The sequence below is a fragment of the Mesorhizobium sp. YL-MeA3-2017 genome (genome assembly GCF_030814575.1).
GTDB lineage: Bacteria > Pseudomonadota > Alphaproteobacteria > Rhizobiales > Rhizobiaceae > Mesorhizobium > Mesorhizobium terrae.
Genome location: NZ_JAUSVH010000001.1, coordinates 3872076 through 3895644, shown reverse-complemented (window position 1 = coordinate 3895644; position 23569 = coordinate 3872076). Strand labels below are relative to the sequence as shown.

The 23569-nt window shown below is 57.8% G+C and carries 25 protein-coding genes; 6 read left to right on the top strand and 19 right to left on the bottom strand.

Translation table 11 applies throughout. From position 1 onward, the window contains the following. Positions 1–53 precede the first annotated feature (53 nt). Positions 54–755: a response regulator gene (locus tag QFZ88_RS18595; RefSeq protein WP_065997465.1), complete on the top strand. Its 702-nt coding sequence runs from the start codon at positions 54–56 to the stop codon at positions 753–755. 37 nt (positions 756–792) lie between these two features. Beyond that, positions 793–978 (top strand): hypothetical protein, encoded by a 186-nt coding sequence (locus tag QFZ88_RS18590; protein ID WP_065997466.1) that lies wholly within the window; start codon positions 793–795, stop codon positions 976–978. Between the two features lie 715 nt (positions 979–1693). Here the strand turns inward: QFZ88_RS18590 and QFZ88_RS18585 are convergent. From QFZ88_RS18585 to QFZ88_RS18575, 3 genes are all read right to left on the bottom strand, one after another. Next, complete coding sequence (locus QFZ88_RS18585) at positions 1694–2779, bottom strand: ATP-binding protein (protein ID WP_065997467.1); 1086 nt, start codon at positions 2777–2779, stop codon at positions 1694–1696. Between the two features lie 778 nt (positions 2780–3557). Then, positions 3558–4697 carry a glycosyltransferase family 4 protein gene (locus QFZ88_RS18580; protein ID WP_137901745.1) on the bottom strand — a complete coding sequence of 380 codons (1140 nt, stop codon included), beginning with the start codon at positions 4695–4697 and terminating at the stop codon, positions 3558–3560. An 18-nt stretch (positions 4698–4715) separates the two neighbouring features. Further along, positions 4716–5426: a polysaccharide deacetylase family protein gene (locus tag QFZ88_RS18575; RefSeq protein WP_065997469.1), complete on the bottom strand. Its 711-nt coding sequence runs from the start codon at positions 5424–5426 to the stop codon at positions 4716–4718. Positions 5427–5745: 319 nt separating this feature from the next. On the opposite strand from QFZ88_RS18575, the gene QFZ88_RS18570 reads away from it, so the two are divergent. Together QFZ88_RS18570 and QFZ88_RS29565 are read left to right on the top strand one after the other, a co-directional pair. After that, positions 5746–6192: a transposase gene (locus QFZ88_RS18570; RefSeq protein WP_083237684.1), complete on the top strand. Its 447-nt coding sequence runs from the start codon at positions 5746–5748 to the stop codon at positions 6190–6192. Then, positions 6170–6265, top strand: a complete 96-nt coding sequence (locus QFZ88_RS29565) for a hypothetical protein (protein WP_353844568.1) — start codon at positions 6170–6172, stop codon at positions 6263–6265. The genes QFZ88_RS18570 and QFZ88_RS29565 overlap by 23 nt, the downstream gene beginning before the upstream one ends. Here QFZ88_RS29565 and QFZ88_RS18565 read toward each other — a convergent pair. The 8 genes from QFZ88_RS18565 to QFZ88_RS18530 all read right to left on the bottom strand — a co-directional run bounded on the left by QFZ88_RS18565 (position 6262) and on the right by QFZ88_RS18530 (position 14030). Beyond that, positions 6262–6387: a hypothetical protein gene (locus QFZ88_RS18565; protein WP_373426389.1), complete on the bottom strand. Its 126-nt coding sequence runs from the start codon at positions 6385–6387 to the stop codon at positions 6262–6264. The genes QFZ88_RS29565 and QFZ88_RS18565 overlap by 4 nt on opposite strands. A gap of 244 nt (positions 6388–6631) precedes the next feature. Continuing rightward, positions 6632–6853 (bottom strand): hypothetical protein, encoded by a 222-nt coding sequence (locus QFZ88_RS18560; RefSeq protein ID WP_065997471.1) that lies wholly within the window; start codon positions 6851–6853, stop codon positions 6632–6634. Positions 6854–7320: 467 nt separating this feature from the next. Beyond that, a complete protein-coding gene (locus tag QFZ88_RS18555; protein ID WP_065997474.1) occupies positions 7321–9177 on the bottom strand; it encodes an NAD(P)/FAD-dependent oxidoreductase in 1857 nt (618 codons plus the stop codon). Between the two features lie 34 nt (positions 9178–9211). Beyond that, positions 9212–9973 (bottom strand): SDR family NAD(P)-dependent oxidoreductase, encoded by a 762-nt coding sequence (locus QFZ88_RS18550; RefSeq protein ID WP_065997476.1) that lies wholly within the window; start codon positions 9971–9973, stop codon positions 9212–9214. Between the two features lie 10 nt (positions 9974–9983). Further along, on the bottom strand, positions 9984–10799 hold the full coding sequence (locus QFZ88_RS18545; RefSeq protein ID WP_065997479.1) for an ABC transporter permease: 816 nt from the start codon (positions 10797–10799) through the stop codon (positions 9984–9986). Further along, a complete protein-coding gene (locus QFZ88_RS18540) occupies positions 10799–11662 on the bottom strand; it encodes an ABC transporter permease (RefSeq protein WP_065997481.1) in 864 nt (287 codons plus the stop codon). The genes QFZ88_RS18545 and QFZ88_RS18540 overlap by 1 nt, the downstream gene beginning before the upstream one ends. Positions 11663–11731: 69 nt before the next feature. After that, entirely contained in the window at positions 11732–12892 is a 1161-nt protein-coding gene (locus QFZ88_RS18535) for an ABC transporter substrate-binding protein (protein WP_065997482.1), read from the bottom strand. Then, positions 12858–14030 (bottom strand): ABC transporter ATP-binding protein, encoded by a 1173-nt coding sequence (locus QFZ88_RS18530; protein WP_065997483.1) that lies wholly within the window; start codon positions 14028–14030, stop codon positions 12858–12860. Before QFZ88_RS18530 ends, QFZ88_RS18535 begins: the two co-directional genes overlap by 35 nt. 93 nt (positions 14031–14123) lie before the next feature. Here QFZ88_RS18530 and QFZ88_RS18525 point away from each other — a divergent pair, with 93 nt between their 5' ends. Continuing rightward, complete coding sequence (locus QFZ88_RS18525; RefSeq protein WP_083237685.1) at positions 14124–14945, top strand: helix-turn-helix transcriptional regulator; 822 nt, start codon at positions 14124–14126, stop codon at positions 14943–14945. A 163-nt stretch (positions 14946–15108) separates the two neighbouring features. On the opposite strand, the gene QFZ88_RS18520 is transcribed toward QFZ88_RS18525, so the two are convergent. Then, positions 15109–15804, bottom strand: coding sequence for a response regulator (locus tag QFZ88_RS18520; protein ID WP_065997484.1), 696 nt, complete (start codon positions 15802–15804; stop codon positions 15109–15111). Positions 15805–16536: 732 nt separating this feature from the next. Between QFZ88_RS18520 and QFZ88_RS18515 the strand changes: the two genes are divergently transcribed. Next, complete coding sequence (locus tag QFZ88_RS18515) at positions 16537–17595, top strand: ATP-binding protein (RefSeq protein ID WP_373426388.1); 1059 nt, start codon at positions 16537–16539, stop codon at positions 17593–17595. A gap of 370 nt (positions 17596–17965) precedes the next feature. On the opposite strand, the gene QFZ88_RS18510 is transcribed toward QFZ88_RS18515, so the two are convergent. The 7 genes from QFZ88_RS18510 to QFZ88_RS18480 all read right to left on the bottom strand — a co-directional run bounded on the left by QFZ88_RS18510 (position 17966) and on the right by QFZ88_RS18480 (position 23563). Next, the gene (locus QFZ88_RS18510; protein ID WP_065997488.1) at positions 17966–18790 is read right to left on the bottom strand and encodes a D-glutamate cyclase family protein; all 825 of its coding nucleotides are present in this window, start codon (positions 18788–18790) and stop codon (positions 17966–17968) included. 130 nt (positions 18791–18920) lie between these two features. Beyond that, positions 18921–19736, bottom strand: coding sequence for a type III secretion system export apparatus subunit SctT (sctT, locus tag QFZ88_RS18505; protein ID WP_065997492.1), 816 nt, complete (start codon positions 19734–19736; stop codon positions 18921–18923). A 9-nt stretch (positions 19737–19745) separates the two neighbouring features. Next, the gene (locus QFZ88_RS18500; RefSeq protein ID WP_065997493.1) at positions 19746–20015 is read right to left on the bottom strand and encodes an EscS/YscS/HrcS family type III secretion system export apparatus protein; all 270 of its coding nucleotides are present in this window, start codon (positions 20013–20015) and stop codon (positions 19746–19748) included. A 14-nt stretch (positions 20016–20029) separates the two neighbouring features. Next, complete coding sequence (gene sctR, locus QFZ88_RS18495) at positions 20030–20683, bottom strand: type III secretion system export apparatus subunit SctR (protein WP_065997494.1); 654 nt, start codon at positions 20681–20683, stop codon at positions 20030–20032. Beyond that, positions 20676–21767 (bottom strand): type III secretion system cytoplasmic ring protein SctQ, encoded by a 1092-nt coding sequence (gene sctQ / locus QFZ88_RS18490; protein WP_167523842.1) that lies wholly within the window; start codon positions 21765–21767, stop codon positions 20676–20678. The genes sctR and sctQ overlap by 8 nt, the downstream gene beginning before the upstream one ends. Positions 21768–21786: 19 nt before the next feature. After that, positions 21787–22257 (bottom strand): hypothetical protein, encoded by a 471-nt coding sequence (locus tag QFZ88_RS18485; protein ID WP_065997499.1) that lies wholly within the window; start codon positions 22255–22257, stop codon positions 21787–21789. A 7-nt stretch (positions 22258–22264) separates the two neighbouring features. Then, entirely contained in the window at positions 22265–23563 is a 1299-nt protein-coding gene (locus QFZ88_RS18480; RefSeq protein WP_065997500.1) for a FliI/YscN family ATPase, read from the bottom strand. Between the last annotated feature and the right edge of the window lie 6 nt (positions 23564–23569).

Genomic DNA, 23569 nt, shown 5'->3' with positions numbered 1-23569 from the left:
AGGCAATCTCTGACGACTCGACGTCGCAAGTTCACCATGTCATCGGGTAGGCGATGACAAACAGCCCGACCAATCCCCTCGTGCTGATCGCGGAAGACGATGCGGAGATCGCTGAAATCCTCGGCGCCTATCTAACACGCGAGGGTTTTCGCGTAGTACGTGTTGCCGATGGTCGTGCGGCGCTCGACCTGCATATGGCACTAAAACCCAATCTTATACTTCTAGATGTGACTATGCCGCGTCTCGATGGCTGGGAAGTATTGGCTGAAGTGCGCCGCAGAGGCGGCACTCCTGTCATAATGATTACGGCTTTGGATACCGATATCGACCGTTTGCAAGGCCTGCGCATTGGCGCCGACGACTATGTCGTCAAGCCGTTCAATCCGATCGAGGTCGTAGCGCGCGCAAAAGCAGTGCTTCGTCGCACCGGGCAAGCGGTGGAAAGCGGTACGCTGCGCGTTGATCAGCTTGTTATTTATCTCGATAGCTATTTAGCAAAAATAGAAACTGGAACCGAGACACGTACGCTACAGCTAACACTCACGGAATTCCGGATACTCTCCCATATGGCTCGTGCGCCGACCAAAGTATTCTCACGAAGCGAACTGGTCGACGCCTGCCTTCCAGGTGGCGATGCTCTAGATCGAACTGTTGACAGTCACGTCAGCAATTTGCGTAAAAAACTCGAGCAAGCAGATGTAGCCGGGATGCTGGCGGTGGTCCGAGGAGTCGGCTACCGACTAAGGGCTGGCTAGTTATGCGCCGCAGCCCAGGCCGACGATAGTTTTGTCGATGATCGTCGTTGCGATTGTCGTCGCTCTTTCGGTGTTCGCCGGTTTCTATTTCCCGTATTCGCTCATTGCTATTTTTCTCCTCGACATCCTACGAGGACTGGCACCCCCGGGGACAGAGTTGCTCGCGCTCGCGACTTCCGCCATCGTAACGTTGCTCCTTGCAGGCACGCTGGCAAAAAACTGACCCAACGAATTCTGACACGTCTGAAATTCGTTCACTGAAAGCGTCAGGCCTATCGGCAGCGGCTATCTTCGCTTGATCGACAGATGCCAGATTAGGCCTACTTCCATGCGGCCCAGCCAATCCCGATTGCGATATGATAGAGGCGGGAATCCACGTGCCAAGTCCAGCCAGTTTGTTCACACAAACGCAGCCACCTCTGCCGCCGTCATCTTCTGGTACCGATCAATGAATCCTGAGCCTGGATAAGGAGCAACACTTGAGCGCAGAATGTAAGAGGATGCGGAGGTGCCTGGTGTTGAGCCTTGTTGTGGGGCTTGGAACCACGGCATCGGCGGAGCCGTCGACATGCGGTTCACATTTTGAGTTTGTGTCGCCTACGGCGCATGCCCGACCGGCGAGAAGCTTCTCAGGAATCTCGGCCTCTATGTCAGTAATGGAAATCGTTAAGCGTATCGGTCCCGCGATGCGAGATGTTGGTTCGGGGCTCCACGTCTTGCAATGGGATGTCACAGATGGGCGAACGTTTTTCGTCTCTGCGCCGAGCTTCTGCGGGAAACCTGTAGGCATGGGCTTCCGTAAGCGTTGGCCTTAGCTGGGCAATCGTGCCAATCTAGCCTTGATTGGGCGAACAACTTTTCCTGGCTCCGCCTAAGCGATTTTTCTCATTGAAAAATCGAGTAAAATTACTGCAAAAACCTATCCGCGCACAGGTCCTCTAGGTTCGAGCCACTTGAGCACGCGGCAAATGTATCTCGAAGATCGCACCTGTGGGATTTGCTGCGCGCGCAAGAGCGACGCCGCCATGCGCCTGCGCAATGGCCTGCACAACGGCAAGCCCCAAGCCGCTGCCGCCTTTTGCGCGTGAGCGCGATTCATCCGCGCGCCAAAATGGCTCAAACACCAGGCGTTCGGCGCCAAGAGGTAGACCGGGGCCATCGTCGCAGAAACGCAGAATCCCTGTTTCGCGCGTTGCACGCATTTCGATGCGGAGAAGGCCAGGGGCGGCATATCTTCGGGCATTTTCAAGAATGGCAAGAATTGCCTGCCTTACCCGCGCACTATCGGCCATAACTTGAACGCTCCCCCCCAAATCGAACAAGAGGTTTATGCCGGCGTCTTGGAGCTCTGGGGTCACAAAGGACGCCACCTTGGCGACCTCCTCTGCAAGGTCGACGGGTTCGAGCTGAAGCTCGAGCCGACCACTTTGTGCAAGTGTGAAAACTTTTAGGTCCTCAACAATGCGTGTAAGGCTATCGACTTGGGCAACTAGCCCCTCAAATGATATCGTTTCCGACGCAAAGACGCCATCGACGATCCCCTGAAGGCGCCCCTTCAGAATTGTAAGCGGTGTTCTTAGTTCATGCGCGATTGCCACATTCCAAGCGCGCATTTCAACTTCTGCCTGCCTCAATTGGTCGGCCATCGCATTAAAATCGTCGACAAGTTGGCGCGTCTCGTCAAACATCGCGCCTTGTGGAGCGGCGCGGGCTGTCAGGTCACCAAGCGCGATACGCTGTGCTGCCGAGCCGACTGCTTCAAGAGGTCGGATAATACGACGCGTAAAATACGCAGCAGCAGCACTCGCACCGACCATGCCTAGTGCCCAAAAAGTGATAAAAGCCCCCCATTCGAGCGGTTGTGGCCAGTTTGAGTTCCAATCCTTCCGCCAGAACGCTGGGTCTATGTATTCAACGAGTGCGTAGAACAGAACCATGCCGGCAATCATCGCCGCGAGTGCGACGCCGGTGACAGCTGCCATCCAAATCACGAGATGACGATTAAGCCCCGTTGCCGATTTCATGGAAATTCCGTCAATCTATCTCCAACGTCGTGTACGCCCGGTAGGAAGCTCCGCGGTCAGGCGACGTAACACACTGGAAGCCGCACAATTGCCCGTGAGCTCAAAGCAGCGCTTACAAAATTGAATGGTCACTCCGGTGCATCAACGATGGAATGCTTACCCCAAAACATTCCATCGTTGATGCGAAATCTGCTTTAGCAAATGGATGGGTTAGTGCGCCTCGTCGATTGGCCTGCGAATCGTCACCTTGGCAGACTGCGGCCGTCTTGATGTGCAAATCGAGTGTGTTGCGCTGGCCAAGGACATCAAAAGATCGCCAATGCGTCGAACCGTCCCTCGCGGGAGCAGGATTTTCACCGGACCTTGCTGTGATTGACATTGTCGCCGTGACCGATCCGATGCGGATCCGGCAGGCGCGCCTGCACTTTTGAACGACGTACAACGCGCCCGGGCGCATCGAAATCGCCATACTAGAATCCGCCAGCTCTATGGCTCCCCGCGTTGAAGATTCTGATCCCAGGCTGCAACCAGAACTCCTTCCGGGGTATTTCGACCCGTTCATGCGCGTGGAGGAAACGCTTTCACCTCTCTAGAAGGGTGTGGATCTCGGACTGTTGGTTGTTCGGTCAATTGCTGAAGCTAACGGCTGACAGGCTGCTTGCCGAAGTCCTTCCTCCCGTGGCGCGATCTTCGAAAATTCTCTTCCGTTGGAGCCCACGATTGTCATGGCACAACCAGCCCTGAATTGCTCCCTGACAATGGAATAATCTCGTTAACATCAATGAATGCTTCGTCTTGCTGTTAGTCTATATATTTCTGAATATTTTTCAGCAGCCGAACTCCAACTCATTTGACTTGCTAAAATTTTTCCATTACTTGAAAGAGTTTCATACAATTCAGGATCGTTTAATAAACGCGCGATGGCACCGGCTGCTTCTTCCTCATTTGATGGATCTGCAACCACAATCGCGTTCTCTTCATTTTTGAGGAAATGAGTGAAGCCACAATAGCTGGGCGGGCTTATTATTACCGGGCAGCCGAACGCCATAGCCTCAAGCGGCACCATGCCAAACGCGTCATTGTGGGTAAGAAATACGCATATATCCGCGGCAAGATAGAAGACACTCACCTCTCGACATGCCGGCCAGTAGTGTATTCTACCGAGCACACCGGCACTTCTCGCTGCTGCAAATACTTTCTGTCGAGTCCCCGCAAATCCTCCGACAATGATAAGATGTGTTGATGGGCAAAGGAGCCGCAAAGCCCTGAGGATGGTCTCCAACCCCTTGGCCATTGGTCTATTGGCTATTAACAAAATATATCGGCGGTCCAGTGGCAAGTTAAGACTTCTGCGGACATCCTGCCGATTATGTTCTCGAGAAGGCATATTCACTCCAGGCGGAACCAGGCTGATGGGGGGACAGGATGGATAGGCTAGCTCGATCTGGCTCTGAGTAAGCGGCGACACTGCTACGACCAGCTTGCCCTTCCTGCCTCGATAGCGACCAGTCTCCATAGCGAGGTATGTTAGAAACCGAGGGCTGATGTATGTTCCTAATTGACGCCAAAATTGCCTTATGTGGTGAAACCGCATGAAGCGGATCGGCATGGAATGAACGGTATGCAAATCTCCGATCCAGATGTTTTCATGAGTATGAATGATGTCGAAATCAGAAATTAGCCTTTTGCAACAGTAAGTAAATATTACAATGTTTATCCAATTTGAAATTCCCGTGAAGCAAGGCAAAATAGTATGATCGACAGATAGTTCGCTTTCCCATTTTTGACAAAAAATATGAATATCATATTCATCTTTAAGTTCGCTAACTATATTTTCCACATAGGCCTCGCGACCACCGAATTGCTTTCCAAAACGGCAAACAACAAAGGCAATTCGCATCTTGCGACGACCAATCACACCGCAATTCTCCTGCACTCAACGGACAAACATTTTTCGCGCAAGCATCAGAAAGCTTGTGGAGCGCGCGACAGAAATTCGGGGTAAACTGTGCCTATCGCTGCTTAAGCGGACATGGCCCGGATCTGTCGTGACGGCGCTTGTGAAACCCGCTTCCCGGACCATGTCCACATGCTCCAGTCGGTAGCGTCCGTATGGGTAGCAAAAGGCAAGAACTTCATCGCCGATGATGTTCTCGAGTAACTTTCGACTGCCCCGTACCTGCGCGCGGGCGCGCTCTTGCTCAAGGCAGGTTAGATCCGCGTGGTCGATCGTATGCGCACCAATCTCATGACCGAGCGCAGTCCATTCGCGAAGCTCGGTGCCGTTCATCAGGCGGGAGGTTGGGACACCTTTTTCCTCATCCCAGAAATTCGCACCTCCGACATGGCCAGCAACAATGTAGTTCGTTGCCGTAAAGTTCAGGTCTCCGAGAATTGGAGCCGCGTTTCTGAGCACATTTTGAAATCCGTCATCAAACGTCAGACCGAAAACTTTCCCTTCTCGTTCGCCCAGAATGTATGGAGCAAGGTCTCGAATGGAGAGCCCCCGGTAGCCTAATCTGGCAAGCCAACGCATATGGCGGCTAAATATCAGAGGATGAACACGCAGGCCTCTAAATGGCGTGCCATGGCGAGAGGGGACGGCAATTTGGTGATAGGCTAGAATTGGCAACCGTAGGTCGGGCATCGCCTTTGGCGTGCTTATAATCTCCCTGCTGGGCGGCTCCAGCGATTGTAAAACCGAATTACCGCGCAACCCCTAGTCTCCACATTTCCGATCGCAGGCTCACATGCACGCGGCGCAATCTCCAACCGACGGTTGGTTAGCAGCGGACATCACGAAAACCGTGGACGGACTGTGGAGATTTGATCGAGCCTAACGACGGTTTTCAACAATGGGCTCCGCGGCGTCGAGCTCAGGCATTCCCAATGGCCTAGGGTCCGTACGCAATAGGGTTGCGTTGGTTTTGTTTGGCTGATCAAGGTCTCCATGTTTGGAGGACTTGATGAAGCGGAAGCTGACCTGGCTGAGCGATGTGGAGTGGTCCAGGATCGAGCCGCTGCTTCCACGCGGACGCAAGGGCGCGCATCGTGTTGATGATCGTCGCGTCATCTCGGGCATCGTGCACATGCTGGAGAGCGGTGCGCGTTGGCGTGATTGCCCGCTCCAGTACAGCCCCTATACGACGGTCTATAACCGCTTCAACCGCTGGAGGCGTCAGGGCATCTGGCTGGGGTTGTTCGAGGCCTTGACCGGCCATAGCGGTGTCTCGGGGACAGTCGCCATCGACGCTACCCATATCAAGGTGCGCCGCTCGGCCGGTGGCGCAAAAGGGGGCCTTCGCACAAGCCATCGGCATCTCGTGCGGCGGCCGGACCAGCAAGCTCCACGGATTGACCGATGCGCAGGGCCGACCGCGCCTGCTCATCGTGTCGGCCGGCAACATCAATGACATGACGATGGCGGCAACCCTGATCGAGGCCGCTGCCGACCGCTTCGACAGGCTCGTCGCCGATCGCGGCTAGGCGTCGCGCTTTTCATAAAGACCGACGCGCTCCAGCAACCGCAACCCATTGTCGACCGCCTGCTCGCGCTCGACACCGAGCGCATGAACGGGCGCCTCGATGACGTTCTCCAGCAGCGTCATGTGGCTCCACTGTTGATTGCCACTGAGAACTGACCCGTCGCAAATTGGGCGCGGTCAATCGCGCACAGGCCGTCGCGCGTCTTGCGTATTCCGGCCTTTTGGACGCCGGCCTGTCGTCACCTCAAAAGACCCGGGGCTAACCACCCCAGCGTATCGGCGGAGCGGGCCCGGTCCGCTGTGCGAACCGAGCCCAGCGCCATTGATCGGCGCGACGCTAAAGTGTCACGCTGCCGATCAGCGCTATCTACTTCTTCTTTTTCTTGGACGTGGTCTTCTTCTGCTTCTGCTGTGCGACTTTGGTGCTATCGGCCGGCTTAGCCACGGACGTGGCGGCACTGACCGCCTTGGGAGCCGCCGCAACAGGTGCTGCTGCGCTAGCTGCCGATGCCATGGTCGGCAGGGTTGCTGCCGAAATGACGGTGAAAGCCACGGCGGATGCGGTGAGAATGGATTTGCGGAGTTTCATATATCTAATCCCTTTCCAGGAATGAGATCGGTCAGCGTCAGTGCTGCCCGATTGGTCATCGCCCTAAAAACGATCGGCGATGGCGAGCTACCTAAGGAGCAGTCGCGCAGACTTCGTGGAGAGATCGTATGAAAAGGGATGAAACTTCGTGACGTTTCTGCGACCGGCGCTGATTGAACATACCGACGCTCGATGTCCTGACCAGTCAGCGATCGCTGGTATAGTCAGCAGCAAATGCAGATCGCATTTGCTTCCAGCGATTTGGCCATCGCGTTGGATAGCCCTTCCTTCCGCCAAATCACAACGTGCTGATAGATCGCCTCGGTGATCTCCCCCTCAGGCGAGCGAGGTCTTGCCGGGTGCGGTCGGCACGCTCTTGGTCGCGATCGTGCGCTAGTCCGCCGGCCCGGCCACCGCGCTTTTGCGGCGGCAGCAAGGCTTGACGGCCTTAATCCCGCTGCATGGGTTTAGGCTGATTTGAGTTCGTCGACGGCACGCCAACCCTGGTCGATGGCTTCGGTGAAAAAAGCAACCCATCCGGCATCGGAGTTGGCAATCGTTACTTTTCCAAAGCGGGCGCGCGCCACTTCAAAGGGTTGAGGGCCATCAACTGGCTTATCGAACAACGAATTGACCCCGCGCGCATAACCGTGCGGCCAGCGGTTTACGGTGATTGCGGCGATGTCACGCTTCGAATTGAAGCCACCTTGGCCGAGCATCCTGTCGAGTTGATCCGTCACTTTCTTTTCGAAATCCTCAAAGGTCATTTCCAGCAATTTCTGTCGGCCAACGCGATTCTGGTCGATGTTGCTTAGGCCTGGTTCGGTTGGAACGTGGACCAAGTGTAGCACCATAGGCTCATCAGGATTTCGTGGATTGGAATAGCCGCCAAGTGCGACGGGATAATCGAGCTTCGTCAGCGGAAAAAAGGCTGCAGGACTGTAGATCTGCTGAACCCCGAGTTTGACGAATGATTGCCAGTTACGAATAGCGACATTCACGTAAACCAATGGAGCCTTGACGCTTTCCGCCAGAGCTTCCTTTTGTTTCTGTGGCAAGTCAGGCATCAGGTACGGAATAATCATGTTGTAGCACGCGAGCACACAATGCTTCGACTGAACACGATGTAAGGTGTCGGCTTGAACGTAGCCGATGTCGATGAGGTCTTTGCCGTCCTTTGGATTGCGAACACCCACGGCGGCACTGCGTAGACGGATACGGACAGGTTGGTCCGGTTGGTCAAGTTTCGAATAATCGAAATCTGCCAGGACGATGTCTTCCATCGTTGATCCCGGTGCAACGCCGGGAACAAGGTTGCGTACGAGAAGCCGCGCAATTGAGGCGTTGCCATCGGGAAAATGATATATGTAAGGCTCCTTGTCGGCCCCTTGCTTGGGAAGCAGGCCCGCGAAACCCGGATATCCGGAAAACATGGCGGAGGCCGCAGGCACCGCGTCTGTTCCGAGCGCGAAATAGTCGTGGGTCATATCCTCGAAGTACTTCACCGCCTCGTCGCCAAGGCCAGCATCGATCTTGAGATAATCGCGATAGCTGGTGGTCTGCAGATGCTCCAGTTTCTCCGTGAGCGACATGTTGGCCAAATAATCCTTCGAGTCAGCGAAAAACTTGATCAATCGCTTTTTCGCGTCATCCGACATTGGGAACTCGCCGACGAATTCCGCAATGGTCTTGGCCTTGGCGGTGTTTCCGGGCGTTGGGTCAGCGCCATTGGTGACCGGATTGCCAGCCACCAGGCGGTCGACACCGAATGTCTCCCGGTCAAAGAACACGCCATGCGTCAATCCCAGGTCGCCATAGATTCCCAAATCGTATGCGGTATCGAAGCGCGCGGGTTTGACGCCCAGGCTCTCCATCAAGCGCGCGACGGTCTTACTGAAATTTGCTTTCGGTGATTCAATCGACTCGCTGCCGCCATATCCAATTAGCAGCGGGTGTCCGTCCACGCTGAATTCGTTGCGTTTGGCGTGGCCGCCGAAATCGTCGTGATTTTCGAGAATGAGGATCCTGGATTTTTCGCCGAACGCCTCGCGATAGAACCAAGCTGCGGCAAGTCCGCTGATGCCTCCGCCAATGACAACCAGATCGTAGGTTTCCTCGACGGCACCTTGGCTGAAATCGAAAGTCTCTCCTTCCCGGGCCAGCCTGTGTACAGTTTCGAAGGAGCCGGGGTGGCTGCCCCGTAGACCGGTGAGTGCTGGAGGATAGTAGCGTTGCGTTTCGGCACGAAGCTGATGCGACGGGGTTAAGCCCGCGGCAATGGCGAGAGCGGTGCCACCAAGAAAGTCACGTCGTGTGATGGCCATTGGCTTTTTTCCTGTTGTGTGAGGACAAGAAGGTTCAGGCGATGCTTTCGCCGCCATCGACGACCAGGGCCTGGCCAGTCATGAAGGACGAGCGATCGGAGACGAGGAACAGTATTGTTTCGGCGATCTCTTCCGCGGTTGCCCAACGCCCCATGGGGATCTTGTCGCGGACATAAGTCTCGATCGCATCGCGCCCCCCCTTCTGGGTGATGAAGGGCTCGTTGAATGGGGTATCGACCCAACCTGGGCAAAGTGCATTTACGCGGACATTGTGCATGGCGTAGTCGATCGCCATCTGCCGCGTCATGGCCACGACGGCGTGTTTGGAGGTTGTATAGGCGATCATCCCGCGATCATAAAACACGCCCGAATTGGAGGCCGTGTTCAGGATGACGCCACCGCCTTGCCTGATCATCGTAGGCATGGCCAATCGCGCAGCGACGAAATGCGCTCTCACATTGATATGCCAGGACGCGTCCATGCCGCCTTGTTCGACCTCGGTCAGCGCACCGCTCACCTGGATGCCGGCATGGTTGTGCAGGATATCGATACGTCCGAATTCCTTGCATGTGCCCTCGATCAACCGCTCGAGCTGAACATCGTCGCCGACATCCGTGGCGACCGCGGCGGCTTGGCCGCCGGCGTTGCGGATCTCGGCGGCTGTGACTTCGCCTTTGGCTGCCTCCCGGTCGGCGACAACGACGACGGCCCCTTCCTGTGCCATCTTGAGTGCACCTGCGCGCCCGATGCCGGAGCCGGCACCTGTGACAACGGCGATACGGTCCTTAAGGATCATGTCTTGTCCTTCAAGCGGATGGTTTTTGGCGCTGTCGCAGCAGCACTTGCGAAAGCACCACAATCAGCACCGAAGCCAAGAGCACGATCGTGGCGATGGCGTTGATTTCCGGCGTAACGCCGCGACGGATCGAAGCAAAGACGTAGATGGGCAGTGTCGTTTTCGAGCCCGCCACGAAGAAGGCGATGATGAAATCGTCAAAGGAAAAGGTGAAGGCAAGCAGGAAGCCCGCCAGCACCGCTGGCATGATTTGCGGAAGAACTATGGAGCGGAAGGTGGTCAGCGGTGTCGCGTAGAGATCCCCCGACGCTTCAACCAGGCTTCGGTCGAGGCTCGCGAGCCGGGTGCGTACGATCATGGTCACCAGGGCCATGGAAAACAGTCCATGCGCGGCAATGATCGACCCGTAACCGAGTGCGAGTTTCGGGGGTTGTTCGCCAGGCCACAGTGAGGCGACCACGGGATTGAGCACAGCGAAAAGCTGAACCAGGGCGACCAGAGTAGCGATCCCGATGACAACCCCTGGAACAACGATCGCAGCGCCCAGCAGTGCGTCGAATATCGCTCTGGTGCGCGGCGCGACGCGGGTCAGTCCAAGTGCTGCTGCCGTGCCAGAGATCGCCGCGAGCAGTGCGCTGAAGGTCGCGACAAACAGGCTGTTCTTCAGCGCTTCGGTCAAAAACGGATTGGACAGCGCTAAGCCGTACCACTGGGTTGAAAACCCGGTGAAATCGCTGGCGTGTCGGCCTGCGTTAAACGAAAACAGCACCACCAGCACGATCGGCAGGTAAAGGAAGGCAAAAACGGCGATGACGAAGGCACGCATCAGATCAAATCCACCTGGCGGGAGCCGGCAAGCCGATTGGAGACACGACCGGCGATCGCCAGTACTGCGACCGAGACAAGGACCAGGGTTACCGCAATTGCCGAACCGAACGGCCAGTTGCGCGATTGCAGGAAGAGATCGACCAACGCATTACCGATGAAAAAGACCTTGCCGCCACCGAGCAACGTCGGAATGAGGTACTCTCCCAGCAGCAGGATCATCACCAGGGAGAAGCCGGTGGTGACGCCGGGCAATGACAAGCGAAGCGTTACGCCGACAAAGGTGGAGAGGGGCGTCGCGCCCAGATCAGAGGAGGCCTCGAGCAGCCGCTTGTCGAGACGCTCCAGGCTGACATAGATCGGCAGGATCATCAGCGGCAGATAACCGTAAACAATACCGAGCAGCACTGCGCCTGGCGTGTTGATCAGCCGGACATCCTCGATCCCCACAAGTGACAGCAGCGCCGGTATCCCTCGCCCGCCCAGAATGTACATCCAGGCGTAAGTGCGCATCAAAAGGCTTGTCCAGAATGGGATGACAATCAGGGCAAGCAGCACCAGCCGCCAGCGCTGAGATGCGCGCATGGCAAGATAATAGGCGACCGGATAGGCAACCACGAGGCAGGCAAAAGCGCCGACCGGGGCAAGGATCATCGTGTTCCAGAAGGCAGTGGCGCGAGCCGGCAGGTTCGCATACTGGGCAAGCGTAAAGGCGGCTTGATACCCACCTTCCGGAGCCCGTTCGCCAAGGCTGAAGACCACGATGGCGACAAAGGGCAGAACCAGAAAGATGAATAGCCACAAGGCACTCGGCGCCAGCAGCGTCGCAGTGACAAGATTTTGGCGAGCCGTGCTTGCTTGCATCCCAACAGTTCCCTCTCCCGGCGGGGCGCACCTTTGCCGAGAGTACACCGCCTCGTTGGCGTGGCTGGACTACGCTGCCTTGAAACGCGCCATGACTTCGGCGCGGCTAGGATCTGTGAGGGTTACCGCTGCTCCGAATTCAAGCGGAGTGAGCGAGGCTTCTTCCGGATAGACAATCTTGTTGGAGGTGACATTGGTCGGCAGCAGGGCGAGCACGCGGCTGTCCGTAGCCGGCGCGCCATTGGCGGTGTGCTCCTTTGCAGCGTTGGCCGGGTCCATCAGATAGTTGAGCAGCGCATAGCCGGCAGCCTTGTTGGGCGCGTCCTTGGGAATGGCGTAGTAATCTGTCCAAATCTCGCCACCGTCCTTGCCCAGCACATAGGCCAGTTCCGGCATATCGCGGTTGAGTTGTGCACCGTCGTTTGTCCAGCACATGCTGATCCAGGCATCGGTTGCGCGCATCGCCGGCTGATAGTCGCTGTTGATCGCGAAGAGGTGCGGCTTGACCTTGATCAGCAGTTCTTCGGCCTTGGCGAGTTCGTCCGGCTTGATGGAATTGAAATCATAGCCAAGCGAAACCAGGGCGCTGCCGATCGTCGTCAGTTGATAGTCATGCACCATGCCGCGCCCGTCGGCCTCGTTCTGCAGGACGTCAAAGAAGTCCTTCCAGCTGGCCAGCGGCTTTGTGATTTTCTTGGTGTTGACCGAAAAACCTGTCGTCCCCCAATTCTTGGGCACGGCATAGGTCTTGCCGGCGATCTGCCCTTCCTTGGTGAAACGCGGGCTCTCGGACGCGGCGGAGAAATTGGGTAGCATTGACATGTCGAGTTCTTCGATCAGTCCAAGCTTGTTGTAGGTCGAAATGGTGTAGTTGGTCGGCACGAACAGGCTCCAGCCCGAGCCGCCGGCCTGCAGTTTGGCCAGCATTTCTTCATTGGAGCCGAACACGTTGACTTCGACGGCAACGCCAGTCTTGGCTTTGAAATTCTCAAAAGTGGCTGGGTCGTGATAATTCGGCCAGGTGGCGATCGACATGCGGTCGCCGAGATTTTCGGCGTGCGCATGAGATGCCAACAAACCAAGCTTTTGTCCCATGACCGCGGTCGCCAGGCCGAGGCCGGTCACGCCAAGGAAATGGCGGCGGCTGATGGAACCGCGCCTGAGGCGCATCAACTGATCAACGAATTCTTCGGCTTTAATCGGCAGGCCGTCCCGATATGATTTCGGCATGGTTGCGTTCCCTCTGTGTGATTTCGTTGTTTTTAGTGCCCGCAAACGCCATCGGCGCATTGGGATTAAAGGCGATGGAGGCGATCTGACCCGGCGCGAACAAGGCGTCGCCGCTGTGACTGGCGCTCGCAAGAAGTATGCCGATGCCTGGCACCTGGATGGCGTATTCGATCGTCGAGCCGAGGAAGATGCGATTGGCGATGGTCCCCTCGAGACCGTCCTGTCGCGGTGGTACGAGGCGCACGGCCTCGGGACGCACGCTCACAGAGACGGCTTCACCCATCGCCAGCGGCGTGTTCTTTCGCGCAGGGATCACCGTGCCGTTGGCAAGAACCACGTCGACGGCGTCGACGAAATTGCCCGCCACCTTGCCCGAAAGCAGGTTCGTCTTGCCGACAAACCCTGCGACGAACAGATCGGCGGGTTCATTGTAGATCGCGTTCGGCTGCCCCAGTTGAACGATACGCCCACCATTCATGACGCAGACGAGATCGCTCATTGAAAGTGCTTCCTCCTGGTCGTGGGTGACCAGGACAAAGGTGATGCCAAGCTCGCGCTGCAGGTTCTGCAACTCGATCTGCATGTCCGTGCGCAGTTTCTTGTCGAGCGCAGCCAATGGCTCGTCGAGCAGCAGGACTGTTGGCTTGTTGACGATTGCCCTTGCCAGCGCGACGCGTTGCTGCTGGCCGCCCGAAAGTTCATGAACCTTGCGTTGGCCATAGCCAGCGAGCCGAACCATGGCGAGTGCCTCGTCGGCCCTGAAATGGATGTCGCGTGCGGCAAGCCGCGGCCGTGCCTGGCGCAGCCCGTAGCTGATGTTTTCTTCGACATTCAAGTGGGGGAAAAGAGCGTAGTGCTGGAACACCATATTGACTGGACGCCGATAGGGCTGAACGCCTGCCATATCGGCGCCACGGATCAGCACCTGGCCCTCGCTCGGCTGCTCGAAGCCGCCGATCATCCGCAGGCAGGTCGTCTTGCCGCATCCGGATGGGCCAAGAAGGGCTACGAAAGCAGCAGGCGGCACCGCAAGGTCAATACCGCTTACTGCCGTCACGCTGCCGTAGCGTTTGGTCACATTGCGAAATTGGACATCAGAAACCGGCGTTGCAACCAATGGGCAATCTCCGGACAACATTTGCTTTTCGAAGGCTAGCAAAGCCAATCCTTGTTCGTATATACCTCGCTGGTGGTATGTACCTGCGATTTTCTCCATTCGAGGGGTATATGATTGGCAGAATCTTCTTCCCGCAGCGGGGACTTTCATTATCTCGCCCAGGTCGTGGATGCCGCCCGGCAAGCTGAAGCGCCCTGTTTCGGCCAAGCCGCCGTCAATTGGTTGGGGCGCCACGTCCGCTTTGACCATTGCGTGATTTTTGGCTACCGCGGGTCGACACGACCGCCTGCGCTGTATGAGACCTTTTCCCCCGCAGAGAGCCACATCTTCGTGACGCTCTATCAAGCGGGCCCCTACCTTCTGGATCCGTTTCACCATGCAGCGGTGGAGCGGAAGGAAGGCTTTTGGCGGATGCGAGAACTCGCCCCCGACCGGTTCTACACCAGTGAGTATTACAGGTCCTATTACAGCCAGACGAAACTGGCCGAGGAAGTCGGCTTTTTCGTTCCACTTGCTGACAAGGAGGCACTTGTTCTGTCCCTGATGCGGCTGCGTTCATCCGGACCGTTTGGCACGGCCGATACCCGTCTGCTGCGAGATATGGCCCCAGCGGTGATCAGCCTATGCCGCCTGCGATGGCCGCAACTTCCCTCCATCCGGTCCACTCATGAAAAAGCAAAGGGAGGAGCAGTCCAGCGCTCCGACGAGTTTGAGCGCGCCGATATCTGGAAGAGCCTTTCGCTCACGTCCCGCGAAAAACAGGTCGTCGATCTGGTCCTTCAAGGTTATTCCACGGAGTCGGCCGCGCGCATGATGCGTGTTGCCCCGGGAACGGTTAAGGTCCATCGACGCAACATCTACCGCAAGTTGGGCATCAAATCACAAGCTGGCCTGTTTGCGCGCTTCGCCGAAATTGTCGGTTTGAGGCCAGGATGACCTCACCGGAAAATCACTGGCCCGGCAATTCGGACTTGCTTCCGGAACGCGAAAGAGGACACCGCAACCGCCTAGCAGCTTGGTGCGACGCTACCCTTTTTATGAGAGGGTTACGGGCAAACCGCAAAGCACGCGACGGCCTCGCCTTCCAGTATTCGCGATTCTAGCCATCGCGGTCGCTCAGTCTGTATCCCACACCGCGGACACCATCCAACAACCAGTTGACACCGGCTAGGGAAAGTTTGCGTCGAAGGTTGCTGATGTGGCTGTCAACGGTGCGTTCCAGTGCCTCTCCCTCCGGCAGACAGGCATCAACCAGTTCAGAACGCTCGAACACGCGGTTCGGAGAACCAGCCATGTGAGCGAGCAGCCTGAATTCAGTGCGCGTCAATTCCAATACTGTCGAACCCGACGAGCGTTCGATCAATGCCCGATATGCGCAGGGATCTATCGTCAAGGGGCCAACGCGGAACAGTTGGCGCGTATCGCGGCCCTTCGTTCGCCGAAGGACAGCCTTGGCGCGGGCGACAACCTCCAACGGATTGAAGGGTTTGACGACATAGTCATCGGCGCCAATCCTCAGGGCCTGCAGTTTGTCCAGGTCTTCGGCAAGCGCGGTGACCATGATGACCGGCGTGTCGCTATGCCGACGGACGGCCGCGAGAACCTCGTAGCCATCCTGACCGGGCAACTTGACGTCAAGAACAATGAGATCGGGCTTGAGGCGATGGTAGTGGGCAAGGCCGATGGTGCCGTCGCCGGCACCGATGGTACGAAAACCTTCACGAACAAAGTACGTCTCGAGTATTTCAGTGATTTCCGACTCGTCCTCGATAATGAGGATCAGCGCGTTGTCCATAACGGTTTCCCGACTCCAATCCGTTCTAGAGACGTTCAGCCATCGGGAAGGTCAAGGGCATGCTTGGTAGCTCAACGAAACCTCAACACGATCTGCACTGGCTATCAACAAAGACGCACAGAAACTCATTTGACCATTCAGCAGGGCCAGTGACCGCAAACCTTCCAGATACGAATCATAGAGCATCGCTGACCACGATCATGATCGTTTAGACTACCCGTCGGGTCTTGCGCGGAGGTCCCGCAACGAGATCGGTGTTGGCACTCGCTCCTTTCGCTTTGCAGACTCCACCAGCGCGGAAAACATGAGGGCAAAAGCACAGATGCAAAGGCAGATGATGGTAAAATGGCGGGCGAACATGTTTGTCTCTTGCTTGAGGTAAATGCCCCTCGCTGAGCTTATCGGCATCTTGCGTTCGCCAACCGCGCAGATTGCGCGCAGCTTGTATCAAGACATCCGATCTCCTGTTGACTTAAAATGAAGGAGTCTTCAGTTGAGAACCGAGGCGGGAAAGAATGCGCGGCACAATGTCTGGCCCTCACCTTCGATGACGAATAGGAAAAAGGGTCATCAGGCACCGACTTGCGCGAGAAAGCATCCCAACTGTCAGACTAAGCATTTCGATGTTTAGGCGTTCGATTACGTGGCCGATCGTGAATTCAGCCGTGCGCGGGCAAACCGGCTATTTTGATCGGCGTTGCAGGACATCGGATACAAATTTGAGGAATGGTCGTGGCCAGCAGTCTGAACCGTCAGTTGTTTCGCGCGATGAGCGCGCTGACACTCGGGGCTTTCGCTGTGATGTTTTTTGGCTGGATCGCTTACTATTGGCTATACGACTGGCTGTTTCCCGCAGAGGCCATGACCGACAAGTTGCAGATGAGCGACCTTGTCGTGCTCGGACTGATTTTGGCCGTCGGTGTCAGTTCAGCTGCGATCGTTGGATGGCTCCAAGCGCAGAGAATCGTATCGCCGCTGAAATCAGTTGCGACGACGGTTCGCTCGATCGCAAACGGTGATTTTTCCGCGCGCGCGGAAGGCACCAAGAGAGCGTTCAGTGAGGCGGAGAGCCTGATCACGGACTTCAATGCTATGGCTGAACGATTGGAAAACGCCGAGGCCGAGCTTCGATATTCAAATTCCGCGATTGCGCATGAACTGCGCACACCCTTGACCATTCTGCGAGGCCGTCTCCAAGGTCTTTCAGATGGCGCTTACGAACCGAGTCCCGAATTCTATGGTCGCTTGATTGCTCACGTCGACGACCTTGCGCGGATCGTCGAAGATTTGAGAACTCTCGGGCTTTCGAGTGCAGGCAGGCTTGAACTCAAGCTTGCCGAAATCGATCTTGCGAAGGAAGCCGATATTGCGACGACTTCGATCGAGCAAGAGTTGGCAAACGCCGGAATTACGGTCAAACGCGATCTCGGGCGCGCGATCGTCTTCGCCGATCAGGCCAGAATCCGGCAAGCTCTGCTTGCGATCCTGGATAATGCGCGCCGCTATGCCCCAGGCAGTGTCTTGGTGGTCGAGACACGCGCGACGAAGGATCGAGGGCTCATCCGGTGTAGCGACAACGGCCCGGGACTACCTGCCTCGTCAAAAAAGCGTGTCTTCGAGCGCTTCTGGCGGGGTGATGATTCAAGGGCACGATCAAGCGGGGGATCGGGACTTGGCCTTCCGATTGTGAAAGCCATTGCCAATGCACATGGCGGCGATGCCGTCGTGTCGGACGATCGCGAGATAGGTCTGTCGATCGAGATTTGGCTTCCAAAAACTCGACACGCCTAGTCTACGATCAACCCACACACGCCAAGCCCCGCGCCGTCAGTTTCGCTTCGGCATTGGGCCCCGACGCGGCCAGAACCCGCCTCAATGCGTGGACCGATTGTTTCCTATACCTTGATAGCCGGCTGAAATAAGCTGAAAAAGGTTCTTTTCTAGATTTTCAAGAGATTCGCGTTCATCCATGACATAGCGCCGGAAGCATTCGCGGCCTATGGCGTAAAATAGCGTTGCGGCGGCATGGCTGTCTGTCTCAGAGGGGACAGCCCGTTTGAGTTTGAGTTGATCGATTGCTGGAGAGGCCGTTCCCTCTCCGGGCTCATTTGCCAGCGCCCCGAGGAGAAACCGACGCGTTAATTCCGCGAGCCTTTGGCCTTCAGGCGACCTTTGCGGTTCCTTTGCGGACCATGGCGTCCACATCGGTGATCAGCAGATGGCCCGGAGATGCGGTGATGGCTATCGCCAGTTCCGCCTGCTTCAGAGCTTCCTGCGCCGTCACGCTGCTTGCCCAGAATACGGGAACTTCCTCGTCACTCAGGTCGATAGCAGCGCCCCAATCGGGCGAGTCGAGATCGGTTATGCCTAGGATGGAAGGATCCCCAATATGAAAGGGGGAACCATGAGCGTTGGGAAAGCGCGCGGTTATCGCCCGCACCTTGTCGACGTCGCAGCGCCTGATGGCGCGCATCGCGACGACCAGCTTGCCGCCAAACGGGCCGATCGCGCGGCTTCTGATCCCGGTGCGGTATTTCGGCACCGGTCCGCTGATGCCTCCGTGGCGCAGCCGCACCCCCTTCTCCACCAGCGTCGGCTCGAAATTCAGGGAGCTGCCAAGCGCGAAAGCAGAGAAATCCTGTCGCCACAGATCGACGATGTGGGTGGCATGGTGCATGAACTCGCCGTAGCAGAAGATACTGTATTGCGGGGCATCGGTGCGGATGTCGATGTTGCCGAGCGCCGGAACAAACGGGCTGCCTGCACGACCGAGCCCGACCAGCGGACACGCCTTCGGGTTGGCGAGGCAGAACTTGTGAAAATCGCCGGCGAAACGTTGCGGCACGATCACGACATTCGCCTGCAGCTTGCCGCGCGCCAGTCCACTTGTTGTGCCTCGATAGGCTCCGACCCTCACCAGTCGGCGCAACCGGTCGGGCTCGACCAGCCGTAAATCTTCAACGATTGAGCCGGTCAGACGTCCCATGCTTCGAGGCAGTCCGCGTTGCTTAAGACTTTCAGGAAGCACTAAATCATGGCCGGCAACGCCGATTGTCAAATTGCCAGAATTTTCTCCTGACAATAAATTGCGTTTATTAGCCGACGCATCGTGGCTTTCATCGGCACTCCAAACAGCTGAGCAATTTGATCTGCCGTATCGCCTCATGCAGGAAGCCGAGATCGCGGTTCATGTAGGATAAAAGAAAGGCCGCGTAGAGGACGAAGACGAAGCAGAAGACCAGCGTCTTTACGATCAGCGACAGGCTGAAGACATTGAAATGCGGCGAGGCGCGCGCCAGAAAGGCCAGCACGATATCGGACAGCAACATGCTGACGATGAGAGGAAACGCCAGCGTCAGCGCCATTTTCAGAAGTTGGTTCAACAGACCAAGGAAAATTCCGGCGGCACCCCCGCTGAACACCGGCATCAGCCGTTCGACCGGCCAGAGACCGTAACTGTCGTAGACGGCATTCAACGACAGTTCCAGCCCGCCTGCCGCTAGATAGATCGCGATCATGATGATGGCGAGCAGCGTGCCGGTGGCGCTGGTCTCGTGCGTCATCATCGGGTCGATCAAGGTTCCCATGGACGAACCGCGCTGCAGGTCGAGGATATCGCCTGCTGCTTCCGCGGCCCAGAAGGGCACGCCCATCGCCAACCCCAGTGCCATGCCAACCAGGAGCTCCTTGAGGATGTAGATTACGATCATCGCGCCGGCGATCGGTTGCCCTGCCAGCGTGTGCACGAGCATCGGCAGGATCGGGACCGCAAGCGCCAGCGCAACGCCGTTGCGCAACAGTCCCGACAGCGGTACGCGCGAGAACAACGGCATCATCAGCATGAAGCCGCCGAGGCGCGCCAACACGAAGGCTCCCGCCAGAAGATAGAGCTGCAGGTCCCTGAGCGATGCGAAGAGCGGTTCGACCTGCATGGTGCGGCATCACCGGGTCGCGGACGGAAATTCGTCAAACACCGCCGAGGCCTGTTCGGCGATCTGCTGGGCAATCAGCGGGCCGACGACGATGATGACCACGAGGATCACGACCAGCTTGATCGTCTGCGGCAGAGACTGATCCTGGATCTGCGTCAAAGCCTGGGCGAGTCCGACCAAAAGCCCGACGGCCAAGGCTGCTATGATGGCCGGACTGGAGGCGAGCAGCACCGTTATCAGCGCATTCTGGACTTTCGCGAGGATGAAATCGCTGTTCACGCGCCGCCCCTGCGTCAGCTGTAACTGAGAATGAGGCCGTGCATCAGCCGCGACCAGCCGTCTATGGCGACGAAAAGCAGTAGTTTCAGTGGGATCGAGATCAGCACCGGCGAAACCATGATCATGCCGAGCGTCATGAGGATGTTGGCAACGACGATGTCGATGATCAGGAAGGGTATGTAGAGCAGGAACCCGATCTCGAAGGCCCGGGTAAGCTCCGAAGCGACAAAGGCCGGAACCAGGATGGAAAGGTCGTCGTCCTTGACATTCTGGCGCGCCTGCTCGGGCCACAGGCGCGCGGTTCCGTCGAGAAAGAACTGGCGTTCGCGCGGTTGGGTGAATTTGATCAGGTGCTGCTGCAGAGGCTGTTTTACCAACTGCGCGGCGCGGGCAAGATCGTCCGTGGTCTGGAACTGCACTTGCCCTTCCTGCAGCCTTGTCCCCATTTCACTGATCAGCGGGGTGGTGACATAGACCGTCAGCACCAGCGCGATCCCATAAAGCACGAGATTCGGGGGCATCTGCTGCACGCCAAGGGCATTGCGGATGAGAAACAGCACCACCGAAATCTTCAGGAATCCCGTCATGGTGACGACGGCGAGCGGCAGCAGGCCGACAAAGCCGACCGCAACCAGAATTCCGAGGAGATTTGGCGAAGCTTCAAGCATTGTCGAACATGCGGGTGACCCGCACGCCAAGGCTTTCGCCTATCCTGACCATTTCGCCCTGCCCGACCCGCTTGCCATTGGCCAGGATGTCCACGCCCTGTCCGGTTGCGTCCAACTGCACGATGGCGCCGGCGCTCAGTTTTCGGATGTCGCCAAGCGGCATTGCCTTGCGGCCGACCTCGAACGCCAGCGCAACCGGCAGATCGTCGAGTGTCGCATCGTCCAGCGCCTGGCTTGCGGTTCCAGTGTCCTGACCCATCATCCACTCCCATTTCGATCCGGCAATAACGGCTGGTGCGGCAGACAGCTGTGTCCCTGACGCGCTTATGCTGACGGGCGCGATCAGCCTGTCGCCGATGACAAGCACTGCCTCCGCTTGTTCGGCAAACAACACGACATCGCCTGGCTCCAACTCCCTCACTTCGCCGAGGCTGGTGGCGAGAACATCGCACCACAGGCGAACCGGCACAGGCAGCGCGGCCGGAAACGAAGCTTCGCTGCGGTCTGTTTCGTCCAGAAGTTTGCTAAGCCTTGAAAGCAACTCGCCGTCATTCAGTCGCAGGGCGCACTTCGCCGGTTGTTCGCCGACAGACAAAACAAAGCCGAATGGCGCCGCCTCAGCCGGCGGCTCTCGCTTTTCGACTGTGGCGAGTTCTATCGGAGCCTGCAGCTTCGCTTCGAACCAGTCGAGTTGGTCGGCCATGGCAGTTTCCAGAAGGAGAGCCGCGTGTTGAGGCAAAAGGGTCCCTAGCCTTGCCGTCTTGTCCACCGTGGCCAGCAACTGCTCGGTGAGCGAGAGCGGCACGGAAAGCTCGGCGGAATGTTCTCCGATCTTGAAGCGCAGCGTGCATGATGGCTGATCATCGGATTGGGCGGCCGACCAGTCGGTTACGATCTTCGCCGGCTGTCCGGCCAGGGTGATGTCGGCCGCGCGACGGTGTTTATAGAAGGTGTTCAGGGCCACGACCTGTTCCGCCGAAACCCTTGCCAGATCCAGAGCATCGGTGATGAGAGCGCCGTTGAGATTTCGCCCAGCGGGTTTGCGCCGCGTGGCAGCCTTCGCTGTCGTCAGGGCTCGAGACATCGAACTGCCACCTGCACGATCATCGAACATCATTGTTTGCGCGCGGCATGCGGTCCTCATCGAGGAGCTCGGCTTCGGCGGCACGACGCACGGCCGCTCGCTTGTCAAGTTGATCCGCCAGTTTCTCCAGCTTCATCAGGGCTTTCCGGCTCTGCAGGTATCGGTGCCGGGCCGCGGCCAATCCCGCTTCGCGTTCGCGCTGGACGAGGGTTGCCGTCTCGCCCCGCGCTTTGATTTGGCCGGCTTTCGCGAACGATGCCTCGTAGCGGCTCTGCGCCAAATGGAGCTCGGCTGCCTTCACCACCCGATTGGCGAGCCCCGAGACGGCCGCGTTCTGCTCGTCAATTGCCCTTCGCATGTGCTCGGCGAGCATTTGCGACGCCATTTCAACATCTTGTCTGGCTTCGTCGACGCCGACCCGATGAGCGGAAACGATGTCGCGCGCATGGTCTTCCCGGCGCTGCCTGAGTTTGCGCAATTGGGCGATCATCTCACTTTTATCCACCGACGATCTCCCGCATGCGCTGGCGCGTTGCCTCCATGTTTTCGTTCTGCACCGAGGCCTGCTGCAGAAAGCCATTGATGGCGTCGATCTTGCTCATGGCTTCATCGGCCAGCGCATCGCTGCCGGCTTTGTACTCGCCAACACGCACCAGCAGCTCGATATCGGCGTAGCGTGCCATGAGCTGCCTGAGTCGCGCGGCGTCCGCCCTGTGCTGGCCAGGCGCGACCGTTTCCATCAATCGGCTGCGGCTGCGCAGCACGTCGACTGCCGGAAAATGGTTGCGCTGCGCCAGCTCGCTGGACAGGAAGATATGACCATCGAGCAAGGCCTGTACCTCCTCGGCCACGGGATCGAAGGTCCCATCGCCTTCCAGAAGAACGCTGTAGAGGCCGGTGATCGAGCCGATCTGGCCGGGACCCGACCGTTCAAGCAGGCGCGGCAAAGCTGCAAACAGCGACGACGGAAAGCCGCGGCGTGTCGGCGGCTCGCCCGACGCCAGGCCGATCTCGCGTTGCGCGCGCGCAAAACGGGTAATGTTGTCCATGGCCAGCAGCACATGCTTGCCCTGATCGCGGAAATATTCAGCAATCGTGGTGGCGACATAGGCCGCCTTGACGCGCTCGATAGCGGGCCGATCGGATGTCGCAACCACAACGACCGCGCGCGCCAATCCTTCCGCTCCGAGCTGCCGCTCGACGAATTCGCGAACCTCACGCCCGCGTTCGCCGACGAGGGCAACCACTGCGACATCGGCATCGGTGGCGGAGACGATATTCGACAGCAGGATCGATTTGCCGACGCCGGGTTCGCCGAAAATGCCGATGCGTTGCCCCCTTGCACACATCAACATGCCATCGATGGCACGGATGCCGAGCTGGATCGGCTCCGATATCAGCCCGCGCTGCAGCGGCGGTGGCGGATAGGCATGAACGGGATACGCGCCGTCCAGCGAAAGCGGCTTTCCGTCGAGCGGTTCGCCGAACGCGTTGATGACCCTGCCCAGCAAGCCGGGGCCAACCGGCACCTGTTGATCCCTTCTGGTGGGCACGACCTCGGTCAAGCCCGACAAACCGGCCAGATCACCGAGCGGAACGAGGATGGCAGCCTCTTCGAGAAGTCCGACCACCTCCGCCTTCATGGTTCGGCCGGTTCTGCGATCCACCAATTCGCAGATCTCGCCGATCCTGGCTTCCACGACAGAGGCGTGGATGACCGTGCCGATGACACGTTGCACGCGCCCCTTTTTCGGCCGGCTGGCATCCTCGACCAGCCCCGAGCGCAAGCCGGGCATGATTGA